13 protein-coding genes are annotated in these 15119 nt (G+C 70.2%); 5 read left to right on the top strand and 8 right to left on the bottom strand.

Going from position 1 to position 15119, the window contains the following annotated elements; all coding sequences use genetic code 11:
* Positions 1 to 366 precede the first annotated feature (366 nt).
* Complete coding sequence (locus JUB13_RS31930) at positions 367 to 966, top strand: calcium-binding protein (protein ID WP_207485646.1); 600 nt, start codon at positions 367 to 369, stop codon at positions 964 to 966.
* 78 nt (positions 967 to 1044) lie between these two features.
* Here JUB13_RS31930 and JUB13_RS28995 read toward each other — a convergent pair whose 3' ends face one another.
* From JUB13_RS28995 to JUB13_RS29010, 4 genes are all read right to left on the bottom strand, one after another.
* Positions 1045 to 1695, bottom strand: a complete 651-nt coding sequence (locus JUB13_RS28995; RefSeq protein WP_207485648.1) for a LuxR C-terminal-related transcriptional regulator — start codon at positions 1693 to 1695, stop codon at positions 1045 to 1047.
* A gap of 153 nt (positions 1696 to 1848) precedes the next feature.
* Positions 1849 to 3105, bottom strand: a complete 1257-nt coding sequence (locus JUB13_RS29000) for an NADH-ubiquinone oxidoreductase-F iron-sulfur binding region domain-containing protein (protein WP_236025308.1) — start codon at positions 3103 to 3105, stop codon at positions 1849 to 1851.
* Positions 3105 to 4778 (bottom strand): FAD-binding protein, encoded by a 1674-nt coding sequence (locus JUB13_RS29005; protein ID WP_207485650.1) that lies wholly within the window; start codon positions 4776 to 4778, stop codon positions 3105 to 3107. Before JUB13_RS29005 ends, JUB13_RS29000 begins: the two co-directional genes overlap by 1 nt.
* The gene (locus tag JUB13_RS29010) at positions 4775 to 5410 is read right to left on the bottom strand and encodes a 2Fe-2S iron-sulfur cluster-binding protein (RefSeq protein WP_207485652.1); all 636 of its coding nucleotides are present in this window, start codon (positions 5408 to 5410) and stop codon (positions 4775 to 4777) included. Before JUB13_RS29010 ends, JUB13_RS29005 begins: the two co-directional genes overlap by 4 nt.
* Before the next feature lie 313 nt (positions 5411 to 5723).
* Between JUB13_RS29010 and JUB13_RS29015 the strand changes: the two genes are divergently transcribed.
* The 4 genes from JUB13_RS29015 to JUB13_RS29030 all read left to right on the top strand — a co-directional run bounded on the left by JUB13_RS29015 (position 5724) and on the right by JUB13_RS29030 (position 10210).
* Entirely contained in the window at positions 5724 to 7154 is a 1431-nt protein-coding gene (locus JUB13_RS29015; protein WP_236025309.1) for a DASS family sodium-coupled anion symporter, read from the top strand.
* Positions 7155 to 7363: 209 nt separating this feature from the next.
* Positions 7364 to 8245 carry an aldo/keto reductase gene (locus JUB13_RS29020; RefSeq protein WP_207485656.1) on the top strand — a complete coding sequence of 294 codons (882 nt, stop codon included), beginning with the start codon at positions 7364 to 7366 and terminating at the stop codon, positions 8243 to 8245.
* Between the two features lie 343 nt (positions 8246 to 8588).
* The gene (locus JUB13_RS29025) at positions 8589 to 8756 is read left to right on the top strand and encodes a hypothetical protein (RefSeq protein WP_207485658.1); all 168 of its coding nucleotides are present in this window, start codon (positions 8589 to 8591) and stop codon (positions 8754 to 8756) included.
* 11 nt (positions 8757 to 8767) lie between these two features.
* Positions 8768 to 10210: a sensor histidine kinase gene (locus JUB13_RS29030; protein ID WP_207485660.1), complete on the top strand. Its 1443-nt coding sequence runs from the start codon at positions 8768 to 8770 to the stop codon at positions 10208 to 10210.
* Positions 10211 to 10262: 52 nt separating this feature from the next.
* Here JUB13_RS29030 and JUB13_RS29035 read toward each other — a convergent pair whose 3' ends face one another.
* From JUB13_RS29035 to JUB13_RS29050, 4 genes are all read right to left on the bottom strand, one after another.
* Entirely contained in the window at positions 10263 to 10940 is a 678-nt protein-coding gene (locus JUB13_RS29035) for an HAD family hydrolase (RefSeq protein WP_207485662.1), read from the bottom strand.
* Between the two features lie 155 nt (positions 10941 to 11095).
* Entirely contained in the window at positions 11096 to 12439 is a 1344-nt protein-coding gene (locus JUB13_RS29040) for a DUF6745 domain-containing protein (RefSeq protein WP_207485664.1), read from the bottom strand.
* 3 nt (positions 12440 to 12442) lie between these two features.
* Positions 12443 to 12775: a hypothetical protein gene (locus JUB13_RS29045; RefSeq protein ID WP_207485666.1), complete on the bottom strand. Its 333-nt coding sequence runs from the start codon at positions 12773 to 12775 to the stop codon at positions 12443 to 12445.
* A 212-nt stretch (positions 12776 to 12987) separates the two neighbouring features.
* Positions 12988 to 15063 (bottom strand): OPT family oligopeptide transporter, encoded by a 2076-nt coding sequence (locus tag JUB13_RS29050; RefSeq protein ID WP_207485668.1) that lies wholly within the window; start codon positions 15061 to 15063, stop codon positions 12988 to 12990.
* Between the last annotated feature and the right edge of the window lie 56 nt (positions 15064 to 15119).

Raw genomic sequence — 15119 nt, forward strand, 5'->3', positions numbered from 1 at the left:
CGTAGCCCCGGTACTCCAGCCGCCGCAAACCCTCCACCAGGAGAGGAGCCGCCTCGCCGTTGCCGATGATGCCGATGATGCCGCACATGATCGGGTTCTCCGCCATCGCCTGTGCCGGCCCGTCCCGTCGGGCCGGGAAGAAAGAAAGTCTGCCACGAATCGAAAAGAAATCCCAAGGCGCCGGAGGCTGTCCACCCACGGCGGACCCCACGCCCGGCTTAGTGCGAAAAGATTTCCGATCTTCTTGAGGGGTAGGTTCGACCGATCCCGCCTGATCGGCCTTGCGGATAAGGCGTTATCTTTTCATACTGGACCAATAAGAAAATTCCTGCGCAGCAGGACGACGAGGATTTCCGGAGGGCGCTCATGTCCGGCAAGAGCGAAACGATCTACGGGACCGACGGCAACGACGTTATCAGGGCAGGGGGCGGCGACGACAACGTATACGCCGGTATGGGAGACGACGTGCTCCTGGGCGGAACGGGAAAGGACAGGCTGTTCGGCGAGGAGGGCAACGATACGCTTCGTGGCGGAAGCACGGCCGATCACCTTGACGGAGGCCTGGGCGACGACCGGCTCTGCGGAGGAAGCGGCGACGATCTCCTGTACTTCTATTCCGGTCATGATGTCGTGACTGGTGGGTCCGGGCAGGACTATTTCATGATCAATGGCATCCGCCCCCAGACGCCCGGCAGCACGCTCACGATCACCGACTACGAGATGGGAGAGGACTGGCTCTACATCACCGACTATCTCGAGGTTACCGGGGTCAATTCGATAAACAATGGCCACGACACCGAGTTCGTGGTTTCGGATACGCTGCACGACGACAATCCGGGATCGCCTTACTCCATGATCCTTCGCGGCGTGTCGGTCGGCGAAATCCAGGAATATCTGGAACCGATCAACGGTGGCACCAGCCTCGCGCCCCTGTTCACGAATATGTTCGATATTCCCTGGTTCTGATCGAGGCTATCGGGAAGTCCGGCGATCCCCGGACGACGGCGGATCGCTGGCTCTCCGCTGCAGCGGCGTTGTGGCGGGTCAGCCGCCGCCGTTCTCGGTGAAGCCGTTGTTCAGCGCCCAGATCGCGGCCTGCGTCCGGTTCGAGACGCCGAGCTTGCGGAGCAGGCCCTTGAGGTGGACCTTGATGGTCGCCTCCGTGATCCCCAGCCGGTTCGCGATCTCCTTGTTGCTCTCGCCGGCGACGAGGCGGCGCAGGATCTCCCGCTCGCGCGGGGAGAGCCCCTTGCGGCCGCCACCCAGGGCGAGGGCGGCGGCCTCGCCGCGGCCCTGAACCAGGACCATCGCGAGCTGTGTCGGAAACACCTTCTCGCCCGTCATCACCAGGCGAAGCGACTGGATCAGCGCCTCCGGCGAGATGTCCTTGAACAGGCAGCCGTCCACGCCAGCCCGGAACGGCATCACCAGGGCCTGCGGGTCCGGCGAGGCCGAAAGGACCACGACCCGGGCGGATGGGAAGCGCCTGCGCAACGCGCCGATGCTGTCCTGGATATCGCCGGTCGCGTTCAGGTCGCAGAGCACGAGATCGACCGTCCTGGCCTTCATCTCGGCAGTTTCGGAGACCGTCGCCGCCTCGCCGACGACCTCCAGATCTCCCCCTGCCAGCAGCGCGCGCAGTCCTTGCCGGAACAGCTTGTTGGGGTCGATCAGGACAAGCGAGATGCTCAGCATCGGAACCGCCTTGAGGACTGGAAAGGCTTCAATCCTCGCGCGAGCGGCACAACGCGGCCATACGACTTTTTAGAGTAATTCTATTTACCTTCGCGCTTCCCGGTCCGCGGCTCCTTCCGGGTCACCCTCCGGGGCATCTGCCGGGATGAGCGCTTACCCGCCGGCGAGCTGACCCTCGTATTCGGACCGGAAGCGCTGCAGGCTGCTCGCCACCACGGTCACCGCGCCGTCGATCAGTCCGCACCGGCCGCTGCCCGGAAGCAGGTCGCAGAGATGCTCGACCGCGTCCAGGTCGGCCCGGGTCGCGAGGCCGGTGTCGATCCGCTGCAGCAGATGGGCGAGCTGGTAGCTGCCGGTCTTGCAGGGCGGGCATTGTCCGCAGGATCCCGCCGCGAAGAAGTTCACGTATTCCGCGACTTTGCGCACGATGCTCGTTCCTTCCGAGACGACGATCATGGCACCGGTGCCCAGGCGCGAGCCGCGCGCCCGCACGCTCTCGAAGTCCATGGGCACGTCGAGCTCGTCGCGCGTCAGCAGCGTATTGGACGGCCCTCCCGTGAACACCGCCTTGAACTCCTTGCCGAGCAGCATGCCCCCGCCATGCACGAAGATCAGCTCGGACAGCGGCGTGCCCATGGGCAGCTCGTACAGGCCTGGGCGCTGCACGTCGCCCGACAGCGAGAAGAGCTTGGTTCCCGCAGCGCCGTTCCGGCCGAGCCCGCGGTACCAGGCGGCGCCATGCCTGACGATGTGCGACACCGTGGCGAGCGTCTCGACGTTGTTGATCACCGTCGGATGCCCTCCGACGCCCGAGGCGGCGGGGAAGGGAGGCTTGCGCCGCGGGAAGGGGAAGCCGCCCTCGACCGCCGAGACGACGGCGGTCTCCTCGCCACCGATATAGAGGCCGGGGCTGCGCATCGCCTCGAGGCGCAGGGGGCCCCCCACGGCCGCCCCGACGGCGGCCAGCAGCGGATGTTCCTGCCATTGGGCCACGGCCTTCGCGACGGCGTCGAAAGCCCCGCGCGCATGGGGATTGACATAGAGCACGACCCGGCGCGCGCGGATCGCCAGCCCGGCGATCAGGGCGCCCTCGATCACTTGGTGGGGCGTCTCGCGCAGCAGGAAGACGTCCTTGAATGTGCCGGGCTCGTCCTCGTTTCCGTTGCAGACGACGACCTTCTCGGGGTCGGGCTCGGCCGCCGCCGCAGCCCATTTGCGGAAGGTCGGGAAGCCCGCGCCGCCGAGGCCGCGCAGCCCTGCCGCCTCCATCAGCGAGATCAGGCCGGACGGGGTCTCGAGGGCGAGGCGAAGGCCGAGACCGCCGCTGCCGGAGAGCCAGGCATCGAGATCCGCTCCGACGCGGTGCTCGGGTGCCGTCAGCACGAGGTTTGTCGTCATTTCGGGTGCCATCAGAGGACCTGCAGGGCGGCTTCGAGGGATCGGGCCGACAGGTCGGACCGGCCGAGGGCCCGGTCGGCCGCGAGGTCGAAGCCCGCGATTGGGGGGAACAGGACCGGCGCCTTCACGTCGAGCGGCAGGCCGGCCGCCACCAGCGCCCGGCGCCATTCCTGGACATGGCCGAGATTGGCCCTTCCGCTCGGCCTGACGGGCTGGAAGGCGGCAGCGGCGGCCCCGGCCCGGCGTCCGAAGCCGACGAGTTCGAGCAGCGCATTGCCCATCAGCCGGTTGCGGCCGTGGATCCCGCCCGAGACCTCGCCCGCGCAATAGAGGCCGGGCACCTCCGTTCCGCCGTCGGTGCCGATCGCGATGCCGCCGTTCTGGTAGTGCAGCGTCGGATAGACGGGGACGGGCTCGCGCGCCGGGTCGATCCCGGCCTTGTGGGCGAGGTGGCACAGCGTGACCAGGGTCGTCTTCAGGATCCCCGGCCTCGCCCGCTCCAGCGCCGGCGTGTCCAGCAGGACGCCGACGCATCCGTCGCGCAGCACGCCGCGTCCCTCGCCGCATTCGCGCAGGATCGCCGCGGCGACGACGTCGCGCGGCGACAGCTCGTCGACGAAGCGATGGCCGTGTCCGTTGACCAGCGTCGCGCCCAGCGAGCGCGCCGCCTCGCTGATGAGCTGTCCGCGCAGCGCCGGCGGCCAGGCGATGCCGGTCGGATGGTACTGGAAGCTGTCGGGCTCGCGCAGCCTCGCCCCCATGCGGTAGGCGAGCACCAGCCCGTCCGCCGTGGCGCCGAGATGGTTGGAGGTCGGGAAGCCGTTGAGGTGCAGCCGCCCGGCGCCGCCCGTCGCCATCACCACGGAGCGCGCACGGATCAGCACGAAGCGGTGGAGGTGCAGGCTGTAGATCACGGCGCCGACGCATCCCCCGGTCTCGTCGGAAAGCAGCTCGACCACCGGGGAGCGGTTCCAGACGGTGATGCGCGGATGCAGGCCCGCGGCCTCGCGCAGAACCCGCATCATCTCGAGGCCGGTGACGTCGCGGAACGACAGGATGCGGGGGACCCGGGTGCCGCCGGCGCGCTTGCGCCGCAGCCGGCCGGACGGGCCCTGGCCCTCCTCCATGTCGAAGGTCATGCCGCGCTCGATCAGCCAGCGCACCGAGGCCGGGCCGTCGCCCACCAGGGCCGCGACCAGGGCGCGGTCGCCCGCCATCTGCCCGCCACGGAGCGTGTCCTCGAAATGGGTCTGGAGCGAATCCTCGGCGCCGACGGCGCACTGGATTCCGCCCTCGGCCATGACCGTGTTGCTGTCGCCGAGGCCGAGCTTCGTCGTCAGCAGGACCTTGGCGCCAGCCTCGGCCGCCGTCAGCGCGGCAATGCAGCCGGCACCGCCGCCCCCGATCACCAGCACCTCGGTGGAGACGGTGGCGCAGCCGGCGATGTCGATGTCGTCGATCAGCGCGTCGGCCTGCAGCAGATCGGCAAGGGCGGCCGGGCAATCCTGCCCGGCGCTGGCGCCCACCGCCAGGCGGCGCGGGCCGCCCGCGCTGTGGTCGGGATGCCAGTGCCGCAGCAGGGGCTGCGCGTCCGTGATGGCGGGCGGCGGCGCGCTGCCGCCGTCGAGCGCGGCGATGGCCTCGCTCCAGGGAATGCCCGCCGCGGGGATCTCTGTCGGGTTCATGGCTGCTTGTCCGTGCAGGCGTCGGCGTCGATGGTCATGGCGCCCGAGGTGATCTCGTGCAGGCGGCGGATCAGGTCCGCGGGCCGCTGCGTCCCAGCCGCGGCGAGGCGCCGCGCGAACAGGCCGAGATGGTTGGGCGCGATGTGCTCGGGGCAGGCGGCGACGCACAGGTTGCACATAACGCAGAGGTCGAAGACGGCCGCGGCGCCGGCGATGTCCCCCGAGGCCGCGAGGTTCACGCCCTTCTGCACCTCCAGCCCCTTCGGGCAGGCCCGGTCGCAGCCCGAGCAGTGGCGGCAGCGGACCGCCTCGGGGAACACCGCGAGCACGCGCTCGTAGGCGGTCCAGCCGTCCACCAGGTCAGTCTCTGAATAGGCGTGGGGGCGGCGCGGCGCGACGCGGTCCAGGAAGCTGACCTGCATGCCGTCCTCGACCGGCGTCTCGCAGGCGAGGGCCGTTCGCACCTCGGGCTCGCCGGTGCGGCGCACCAGCGCGCGGCAGGCACCGCAGACGCCTTGCCCCATGCAGCCGACATTGGTGGTGAGCGCGATCCCGGCGGTGGCCGCGGCGAGCACGATGGTCGTCCCCTCCGGCACGCTCGCAGGGCGCCCGTCGATCGTCAGATTGACCATCACAGCTCCGTTCAGGACAGGTTTGTTTCTCGGCCCCGGAAAATAATCCCCGGATCCGGCCAGGCCTTGAGGGAGATCAAACCACGACGATTCGAGCGCGATTTGCGTCGACTTTGATGTGCGTCAACGACGTCCTGCCTGGCCTGCGCAAGGCTTTCGGAAATTGGAAGAACATCTTGCGAAAGAGCCCGCCTGACTCTGGATGGATGGGCCCGCGCAACTTGGGTTCCCTGAATCTCAGGAGGCGAAAGTGGTCAGTGTCAGAATTGATGCGCCGGAACGTCAATCCCGATGGCGCGCAGCGATCCTGCCGATGCTGCCAATCCTGCTGGCAGCCACGATCGCCGTCCTGCCGGCGCCCGAAGGGCTCTCCCAGCACGCCTGGTACTACGTCGCGATCTTCGCCGGCGTCATCGCCGGGCTGATCATCGAGCCGATCCCGGCCGCAGCGGTCGGCCTGACCGGCGTCGCCATCGTGGCTGCCCTGTCGCGCTTCGTGTTCTTCTCGCCCGAACAGCTCGCGAAGCCCGACTTCAACGCGACCTCGGCTGCGATCTCCTGGGCACTGTCGGGCTTCTCCAACGCGACGGTCTGGCTGATCTTCGCCGCCTTCATCTTCTCCCTGGGCTACGAGAAGACAGGGCTGGGCCGGCGCCTGTCGCTGCTGCTGGTCCGCGGCCTGGGTGGCCGCACCGTGTCCCTGGGCTATGCGGTGATGCTCGCCGATCTCGTCCTGGCCCCGTTCACCCCGTCGAACACGGCACGCAGCGGCGGAACGATCTATCCCATCATCAAGCACCTGCCGAGCCTCTACGGCTCGCAGCCCAAGGATCCAAGCGCGCGCCGCATCGGCAGCTATCTGATGTGGGTTGCGATCATGTCGACCTGCGTCACCAGCTCGCTGTTCCTGACCGGTCTCGCGCCGAACCTGCTGGCGGTCGAACTCGTGCGCAAGACCGCCAATGTGTCGCTGGACTGGACGACCTGGTTCGTCGCCTTCCTGCCGGTCGGCGTCATCCTGCTGGCGGCGACGCCGCTGCTCGCCCTCGTCCTCTACCCGCCGGAGGTCCGGCGGAGCCCGGAGGTGCCGGTCTGGGCGGCCGGCGAGCTGCGCAAGCTCGGCCCGCTCGGGCGCGGCGAGATCATGCTGGCCGCACTGGTGGCGCTGGCCCTCGCCCTGTGGATCTTCGGGACTGCCTATGTCGACCCGGCGCTGGCCGCCATTCTGGTGGTCGTGATGCTGGTCGTCACCGGGACGGTCACCTGGGACGATGTGATGGCCAAGAAGAACGCCTGGAACACACTGGTCTGGTTCGGCACCCTCGTGCCCCTGGCCGGCGGCCTTGCCCAGGTGGGTGTGGTCAAATGGGCGGCCGGCCTGATCGGGACCTCGCTTGCCGGCGTGCCCGTGATCCCCGCCATGGTGGCTCTGGTGGCCAGCTTCTTCCTGCTGCACTACCTGTTCGCGAGCGTCACGGCCCATGTCACGGCCCTGCTGCCGGTGATGCTGACGGTCGCCGCGGGCATCCCGGGCATGCCCCTGGAGACGGTGGCGCTGCTGCTCTGCCTGAGCCTCGGCATCATGGGCGCGATCTCGCCGTTCGCCACGGGTCCGAGCCCGATCTACGCCGGCAGCGGCTATCTGCCCTCGGCCGATTACTGGCGCCTGGGCGCGATCTTCGGGGCGATCTACCTGGTGGTGTTCCTGGCCGTCGGCGTGCCCTGGGTCCTGCTGATCCAGTAGGCCCCGGTCCAGCCGCAGCCGGGCAGCAAAGGGGCCGCATCGCAGGCGCGATGCGGCCTCTCCTCGTTCCACGGCCCTCATACCCCTAGGGCATAGCCGCACGGGAAGTGCAGATCCCATCCGCCCGGCACTGTTAGCGTCGGGTGGATGCCGCCCTCACAGTCCGGCCGCGCAGCCGCGGCCTGAACTCAACCAGAGGAACGACGAGCATGTCCGATGCCAACGCAAAGCGATCCGGCACCTTCAGGATCGGCGGTGAGCTGGAGGTCAACCGCCTGGGCTTCGGCGCCATGCGCATCACCGGCTCCGGGGTCTGGGGCGAGCCTGCGGACCGGCCCGAGGCGCTTCGCACGCTGCGGCGGCTGCCGGCTCTCGGCGTGAACTTCATCGACACCGCGGATTCCTATGGGCCCGACGTGTCCGAAGAGCTGATCCGCGAGGCTCTCCATCCTTTTTCCGGCATCACTGTCGCGACCAAGGCCGGCCTCACGCGGACCGGGCCCGACAAGTGGACGCCGCTGGGACGGCCGGACTACCTGATCCAGCAGGCCTACCGGAGCCGGCGCAAGCTCGGGGTCGAGCGGATCGATCTGTGGCAGCTCCACCGGATCGACCAGACGGTTCCGCGGGACGAGCAGTTCGGCGCCATCCGGACGCTCCTGGACGACGGCGTGATCCGGCATGCGGGTCTCAGCGAGGTCTCGGTCGCCGACATCGAGGCGGCCTCCAAGGTCTTCAAGGTCGCCACCGTGCAGAACCGCTACAACCTCGTCGACCGCGGCAGCGAGGAGGTTCTCGATTACTGCGCGCGGAACGGGATCGGCTTCATCCCCTGGTACCCGCTCGCCGCCGGCGACCTCGCCAAGCCGGGATCCCTGCTCGACACCATCGCCAGGCGCCACGGCGCGGCTCCCAGCCAGATCGCGCTCGCCTGGGTGCTCAGGCGCAGCCCCGTGATGCTGCCGATCCCCGGCACGTCGAAGGTCGCGCATCTCGACGAGAACATCGCCGCGGCTGCCATCGCGCTGAGCGACGAGGAGTTCGCGGAACTCGACCGTGCAGGCGGGGACGAGTTCCGCCGCCGCGGCTGAGACGCCGGCGCGGCGACTGCCGCCGCGCCGCGGCGACAGCGAACCCGTCATTGCCGCCGCGCCGTGCCCGTCCGTGCGGGCGGCGCCTTCGAGCCGATCGCGGCGCCCAGGACGGAACCATCGAGTTCTGCGGCATGGTCGAGGGCGGACGAGCGGCCTCGGCCCCGACATCCTGGCGCGCATGCCGCGGACGCCCGTGGTCACCCATGCCCGTGGCTTGACGGGGCGCCGCCTCGACGGGGGCTGATCCGGAAGCCTCATCCTATGTCGGCGCCGGGAAGCGGATCCTGAGTGTCTTCGCCCTGGAAGACCATGCCCGCCGAAAATGCCCGTCGAGGACGTCATGCGCTACGATGTCCTGCTCGTCGATCGCGTCGACGGCGAACCCATCGCGATTCGGAACATGAGACCCTATCTGGTAATCTATCCGCTCGACGCGCATTTCGAGCTGAGGAACGATCAGTACTTCGCCCGCAGCGTCTGGCAGGTGGTCTCCATCAGGGTGAAGTGAAGATCTTGCGGATGCGGCAGAACACGAGGGCCCCCGGTTCCCTCCCGGCGGAGCCGAGGCTTCGGCGGCCGAGTCTGGTCCGCTTCGCGCCGTTCATCGCCCTGGGGACCCTGGTGCTGCTGGCCTGCGCCGCGATCGCCGGCCTCCAGATCGTCGAGCGGGACGCCATCCACCGGTTCTCCGTCTCGCGCTACGACAATGAGAACTGGGCTTTCTCCCAACTCGTCACCGAGGCGCTCCGGCTTCAGCTCGCCGTGCACGAGTTGGATCCCGCGGATGCGCGCTCGGTGCGGGAGCTGGGCGCACGCTACGAGGTGTTCGTCAGCCGTATTCAGCTCGCCGGAGAGGGCGCCCCGCGCGACCTGATGCAGACCAGCGAGCGGTACCTGCGCGTCATGCGCGAGCTCGGCGATCTCGTCCGGCAGGCGGATGCGGTGGTCGGAGCGCCGGAGCGGCTGGCGATGCTGCTCATGGAGAACCTCGCCCCGCTGCGCGCGGACATGCAGCGCTTGGCCGCCGAGGCCTTGGGCGCCGGTACGGTCAAGCTGAACGCGCAACGCCAGAAGGCACTGGAGATCAACCAGCTCGGCGGGGTCGCCGCGGCCGTCCAGATGATGTTCGTCCTGCTCTTCGCGGCGGCGCTCGCGCGCGGGATCTGGCGCAGCGAGAAGGCCCGGCTTCAGATGGCCACCACGGCCCTCGCCCTTGCCGAGGCGAGGGACGCCGCCGAGGCGGCCAACCGCGCGAAGTCCGAATTCCTCGCCAATATGAGCCACGAGCTGCGCACGCCGCTCAACGCGGTGATCGGCTTCTCCCATCTCATGGTGCAGAGGACCTATGGCGACCTGCCTGCCAAATACGCGGAGTACGCCTCGGACATCAACCAGGCCGGCATCCATCTGCTGGACCTTGTCAACGAGGTGCTCGACTTCGCCAAGGCCGAGGCCGGGCAGATGCGTTACGAGAGCGAGCTGATCGACCTCTGCGACGTCGCGGTGCAGAGCACCCGCCTCGTCGCCAAGCAGGCCGAGATCGTCGGCCTGCGCATCGAGGAGAGCCTGCCGCCCGGGCGCGTCGTCGTGATCGGGGACCGCACGCGCATGCGCCAGGTGATGCTGAACCTGCTGTCCAACAGCATCAAGTTCACGCCCGGCGGCGGTACCGTGACCGTCTCGGTGGGCAGCGACCAGCAGCGCGGCTGGGTGCGCGTCTCGGACACGGGCGTCGGCATGACCAGCGAGGGGCTTTCCATTGCCCTGGAGCCGTTCCGCCAGATCGAGAGCCACATGACCCGCCGCGGCGAGGGCACCGGCCTGGGCCTGCCGCTGACCAAGCGGTTGGTCACGGGAATGGGCGGGCAGTTCGAGATCGACAGCCTGGTGGGGTCGGGAACGGTGGTGACCGTCTCATTTCCACTGGCCGATGCGGGCACGGCCCGCGGCGCGGCGCCCTGAGCGCATCTCTGGCGCCCCGCCTCCTACGCCCCGTCTCGGCTGGCTGCCGCCGTCAGCGCCGGGCGCCGACCTCGTCGATGTGGTGGAGCAGTTCGGCCGGGTCCTCGTAGACGCGCAGGGCTCCCGCGCGTTCCAGCTCGTCGCGGCCATAGCCGCCGGACAGCAGGCCGATCCCGAGGGCCCGAGCGCGGCGCGCGGCCAGCAGGTCCCAGATGCTGTCCCCGACCACCAGCGCGCTCTCGATGGCAATGCCGAGCTTGTCGGCCGCAGCCAGGAACAGGTCGGGGTCGGGCTTCGCATACTTGACCTCGTCCCGGGTGACCACCGGCGTGCGCGCGGGATCGATGCCGAGCTTATCGAGCCCGGGCCGCGCCGTCTCGATGCGCCCGCTGGTGGCAACCGCCCAGGGGATCCCGACCTCGCTGAGATGGGCCAGGAGCTCGCGCGCGCCCGGCAGCGCCTTGACCGTGCCGGAGCGCCGGTGGAAGGCCTCGGCATGGCGCCGGCGCAGGCGATCCAGCAACACCTCGTCCGCATCCAGGCCTGTCTCGCGCAGAAGCATGTTGGTGAACAGCCCGCCGCTCATGCCGATTTTGCGGTGGATGCGCCAGACCGAAAGCTCGATCCCTTCGGCGTCCAGCGCCTCCTTCCAGGCGAGCACGTGCTGGTAGACGCTGTCGATCAGCGTGCCGTCGAGGTCGAACAGGAAGGCCGTGTCGATCCGTGGCATGGGGATGCTCCGAAGGGCTGTGGATGCGTGGCGGCGGGGCTCGGAGCCAGTCTACCCGCGGTCGCGCCAGCCGCACAGCCGCGATGCGGGCCAGTCGCGCCCGGATCCTGTCCGGGTCCGTCCGGGACCTGCCCGTTGCGCCACCCGGTTGCCGCTCAGGTCTCGGCGCGTGGCTGGTAGTCGGCGGCGGGAAGCCCGAAGGTCCAGGCCACGGCCGCGCGCGGCGAGGTCACGGTCGGCGGGACGCGCAGCCAGTAGTCGCGGTAGGTGCCGTCGGGCTCCTGGGTGCTGTTGCGCACCTTCACCATCACCAGGGGCTCGCCGTCGAACGCATCGAGGCGCCAGAGCTCGCCGGTCCCGTCCGCCGCCACCATCCGCCCCCGGCCGTTGCGCATTAGCCTGGCGGGGCCGTAGCGCTCCAGCAGCAGGCGGCGCAGGTCCACGTCCGGCTCCATCTGGATGCGGGCGGGCGAGAGCCGGTCCGGCTCCAGGCAGATCCGCGGATCCGCCGGAGTGCGTCCTTCGAAGGCGAAGAGCTCGCTGCCGTCCGCCCAGCGCAGCGCCGGGCCCTGCGTGTTGTGGAACCGGCCGCGCGCGTCGATGTGCGCCTCGACCGGCGGTGCCAGGATGATGGCGATCTCGTCGAAGGCGAAGAGCGCATCCACGTGGAAGGCGAGGTCCCGGCAGGCCCGGGCACGCGACCGCCCCGGGCCGGTCTCACCGTGCCGCTCCAGCATCGCCAGCCGCCCGGGCCAGCCGATCAGCCCGACCGGGACGACCCAGCCGGGAAGCAGCCCAGGCAATGTCGCCCGGAAGCCGTGCATGGCACCCAGCAGTCGGCTCGTCGGACCGAAATCCATGCGCGCAGCTCCGGGGCCGCGGCCGGTCGTGCGCAGCATCGTCTCGATACGCCGGTTCACCGCGCGGGCGCGCCAATGCCGGAGCCGGCCGCGAACCCGCCGGTACCAGAGCAGGCCGAGCGCCGACAGGAAGCACAGCAGGCCGATCGCGGCGGCCGGGCGCTCGACATCGACCGAGCCCGGCGCCAGGGACGGGCCCACGAGGAAGGCGAAGATGGAGACCAGCGCCAGCCCGCGCCAGAAATGCGCCCTTCCTTCTCCGAAGCCGCCGGGGTGGAGGTCCGGAAGCATGGCGAGGATCAGCGCCGAGAGCAGGAAGGCAGCGCCGCCGAGAAGGATCACCGCCGGCGGCGGCATCAGCGTCCAGGACAGCAGGATGGCGGCCGCCGCAGCGGCCGCGGTCAGCCCCGCGGCCGCCCAGGGCAGCCATGCGTGCAGCCCCGTGCCGGCCAGCAGCTCCTCGGCCTCGCGGACGCCCGACGCCCAGAGGATCCGCTGCGGGCGCGGCAGCCCCGCAGCCTCGTAGGCGGCGAGGACCGCCTGCTCGGCCGGCTCCCGCTCAGTCTTCCGGCGCCAGGCCAGGCGCGGCTCCCACGAGGCGACCAGATCCTGCGCGCCGGGTCCGCCCTCGGCGCCCACCGATTAGTCCGCGACGAGCGAGGGGCGCGCCTCGGGCCTGTACTCGCGCTGCAGGCGGACCTCGTAGACGCCCGGCTCGACCTCGATGGGACCATGTTCCTCGTGGACAAGCGCGGTGGTGCCTGGCCCGAAGACCTGGATGAAGCCGCGTCCACTACCGTCCTCGCGGAAGTACCGGACCCGGTCCGCGCCCATGGTGTGGGAATGCCCCGTCACCTCGCCGAGCGCCAGGACGACCCGCCCGCTCTGGCCTTCCAGCGCCTGGGCCCGCTCGGGAAGGGACGGGGCGGGAATGAGAAGGACGTCGCCCTGCCTGTACTGCATGCCAGTCGACATATCCGACCTCGCTTGTGAGCATGTCCCCAACAGGAAGCGTAGCACCGGCCCCTCCGGGGCCGGAGCGCAATGCCGCAGGAGCCTTCCCCTGCGGGGTAGCCCTTCGGGCAGGGGGCTTCGCGGTTGGGGCGGGTCAACGGGCTTGGCGCGATGCCGTGGCCGGCGGCGTCCCCGGCTTCCAGGCCGACGGACTGCCGCCGCACGGTGCGGGGTCAGGCCGCCGCTGCGCCGCGCCGGGTCACATGGGCCAGGATCCCGATGCAGATCGCGATGAACGCCGCCGTGCCGAGCCAGGTCGCCGTGGCGGCGAAGCCGGGGCCGACCAGGGCCAGCGGCTCCTGGCTGCCCGTGGCGCCGATCACCGCGGCGAGCAGCACGCCGAACAGGCTCTCGCCCACGATCAGGCCGGAGGCGAGCAGCACGCCGCGCCGGCGCGGGAACTCGGCGAAGGCGTCCCAGTCCCCGGCAGGCGTGCCGGCGTTGGCGGCGTGCCGCCGTGTCCGCCGGTCGGCGATCCAGGACAGGACGGCGCCGACGAAGATCGCGCAGGTCACCGAGGCCGGCAGGTAGATGCCGATCCCGACGGCCAGGACCGGCAGGCGCACGGCCGCGTGCCGCCGCCGCAGCATCTCGTCGATGGCGATCAGCAGGATGCCGACCGCCATGCCGATCAGGATCATCGCCCAGTTCAGCCCGCCGCTGAAGATCCCCGTGGCGATGGCCGCCATCAGCGTCGCCTGAGGGGCCGCCAGGGCCTCGCCGGGGTCCATGCCCGGGCGGGGCAGGGCGCCGGGGAACCCATAGGCCCCGTAGAGCAGGTCCAGGACGGGCGGGATCACCGCCGCCCCCACCAGCACGCCGAAGACCAGGGCGACCTGCTGGCGCCACGGAGTCGCGCCGACCAGCCATCCTGTCTTGAGGTCCTGCAGGTTGTCGTTGGAGATCGCGGCGATCGCGATCACCGCCGAGGTCACGAAGATCACCAGCGCGATCCCGGCTCCTCCCGCCGCCGTGGCCTGCGCACGCCCGCCGAGAACGGCCAGGAGCAGCAGCGAGACCAGCATCACCGCCACGATCCCGATCCCCGAGATCGGGCTGTTGGACGAGCCGACCAGGCCGGCCATGTAGCCGCACGCCGCGGCGATCAGGAAGCCGAAGACGAAGGCGAAGAGGACGGCGCAGGCGACCAGCAGCCAGGCCGGCTCTCCGGTAGGCGTGCCGGGATTGCCGGTGGCGCCGACGAAGTCCGCGAAGAGCCAGGCCAGCGGCAGGATCAGGAACAGGCAGGCGGCGGCGACGTAGTGGAATGGCAGGTCTCGCTCGCTGCGCGGGATCGCCGGCCCGCCGCCGCGCGCCTGGGTCATGGCCGCGAAGGAGGAGCGCACGCCCTCGGCCATCGGGCGCAGCAGCATCCCGAGCGTCCAGACCGCGGCGACGGCGATGCAGCCAGCACCGATGAAGCGGACCTCCGTGCTCCAGACCGTGGTTCCGTATTCCGCGATGTCCGTCCCCGCCGGCGCGGGGGTCAGCGCGGTGATGATGGGCACGGCGAAGCCCCAGGCGATCACCACGCCCAGCAGCATGGCGCTGCCCACCGCGATGCCGACGAGCCAGCCGGCGCCGACCAGCGCCAGCGAGAAGCCCGTGCCGATGCTGGTGACGCCGGGGCCGACGCGAACCCACCAGGCGACGGAATCCGCGAGGATGCGGAATCCGCCGGACAGGAGCCCGAACCCGGCTGCCACGGCGCCGCCCAGCGCGATGTCGCGCAGGCCCGGGGCGCGCCGCCCGTGCAGCGCGACGCCTTCGGCCGCGGCCTGGACGCGTGCAGGGTCGGGGCTGCCGACGCGCAGGATCTCCGCGGCCGCGACGCCCTCGGGATAGGGCAGGTCGCTCTGCACCACCATTGCGCGGCGCAGCGGGATCGTGTACATCACGCCCAGCGTTCCGCCGATGGCGCAGATCCCGGCGGTGTACCAGAAGGGAAAGCCCTGCCAGGCACCCACCATGACGAGGCCCGGCAGGATGAAGATCACGGAGGACAGCGTGCCGGCGGCCGAGGCGACCGTCTGCACCATGTTGTTCTCGAGGATGTTGCTGTCCCGCGCCAGCCTCAGGATCGCCATGGAGATCACGGCCGCGGGGATCGAGGACGAGAAGGTCAGCCCGACCCGCAGGCCCAGATAGATGTTGGACGCCGTGAAGACCACGGTGATCAGCGCGCCCAGCACCAGGCCGCGCAGCGTCAGCTCGGGCAGAGTGACGTGGTCGGGCACGCGTTCGGTCATGGGGTTCCTGCAGGGCGACGCTCGGGCGATCCCGGGATGACAATCGCCGGCTGTGA

This window comes from Arenibaculum pallidiluteum (assembly GCF_017355985.1).
Lineage (GTDB): Bacteria > Pseudomonadota > Alphaproteobacteria > Azospirillales > Azospirillaceae > Arenibaculum > Arenibaculum pallidiluteum.

Coding starts and splice junctions, on each gene's coding strand:
- JUB13_RS28995 (WP_207485648.1), bottom strand. CDS start 1,695: ATGCTGAGCATCTCGCTTGTCCTGATCGACCCCAACAAGCTGTTCCGG.
- JUB13_RS29010 (WP_207485652.1), bottom strand. CDS start 5,410: ATGGTCAATCTGACGATCGACGGGCGCCCTGCGAGCGTGCCGGAGGGG.
- JUB13_RS29025 (WP_207485658.1), top strand. CDS start 8,589: ATGCGCTACGATGTCCTGCTCGTCGATCGCGTCGACGGCGAACCCATC.
- JUB13_RS31930 (WP_207485646.1), top strand. CDS start 367: ATGTCCGGCAAGAGCGAAACGATCTACGGGACCGACGGCAACGACGTT.
- JUB13_RS29050 (WP_207485668.1), bottom strand. CDS start 15,063: ATGACCGAACGCGTGCCCGACCACGTCACTCTGCCCGAGCTGACGCTG.
- JUB13_RS29005 (WP_207485650.1), bottom strand. CDS start 4,778: ATGAACCCGACAGAGATCCCCGCGGCGGGCATTCCCTGGAGCGAGGCC.
- JUB13_RS29030 (WP_207485660.1), top strand. CDS start 8,768: ATGCGGCAGAACACGAGGGCCCCCGGTTCCCTCCCGGCGGAGCCGAGG.
- JUB13_RS29035 (WP_207485662.1), bottom strand. CDS start 10,940: ATGCCACGGATCGACACGGCCTTCCTGTTCGACCTCGACGGCACGCTG.
- JUB13_RS29015 (WP_236025309.1), top strand. CDS start 5,724: ATGCTGCCAATCCTGCTGGCAGCCACGATCGCCGTCCTGCCGGCGCCC.
- JUB13_RS29045 (WP_207485666.1), bottom strand. CDS start 12,775: ATGTCGACTGGCATGCAGTACAGGCAGGGCGACGTCCTTCTCATTCCC.
- JUB13_RS29000 (WP_236025308.1), bottom strand. CDS start 3,105: ATGGCACCCGAAATGACGACAAACCTCGTGCTGACGGCACCCGAGCAC.
- JUB13_RS29020 (WP_207485656.1), top strand. CDS start 7,364: ATGTCCGATGCCAACGCAAAGCGATCCGGCACCTTCAGGATCGGCGGT.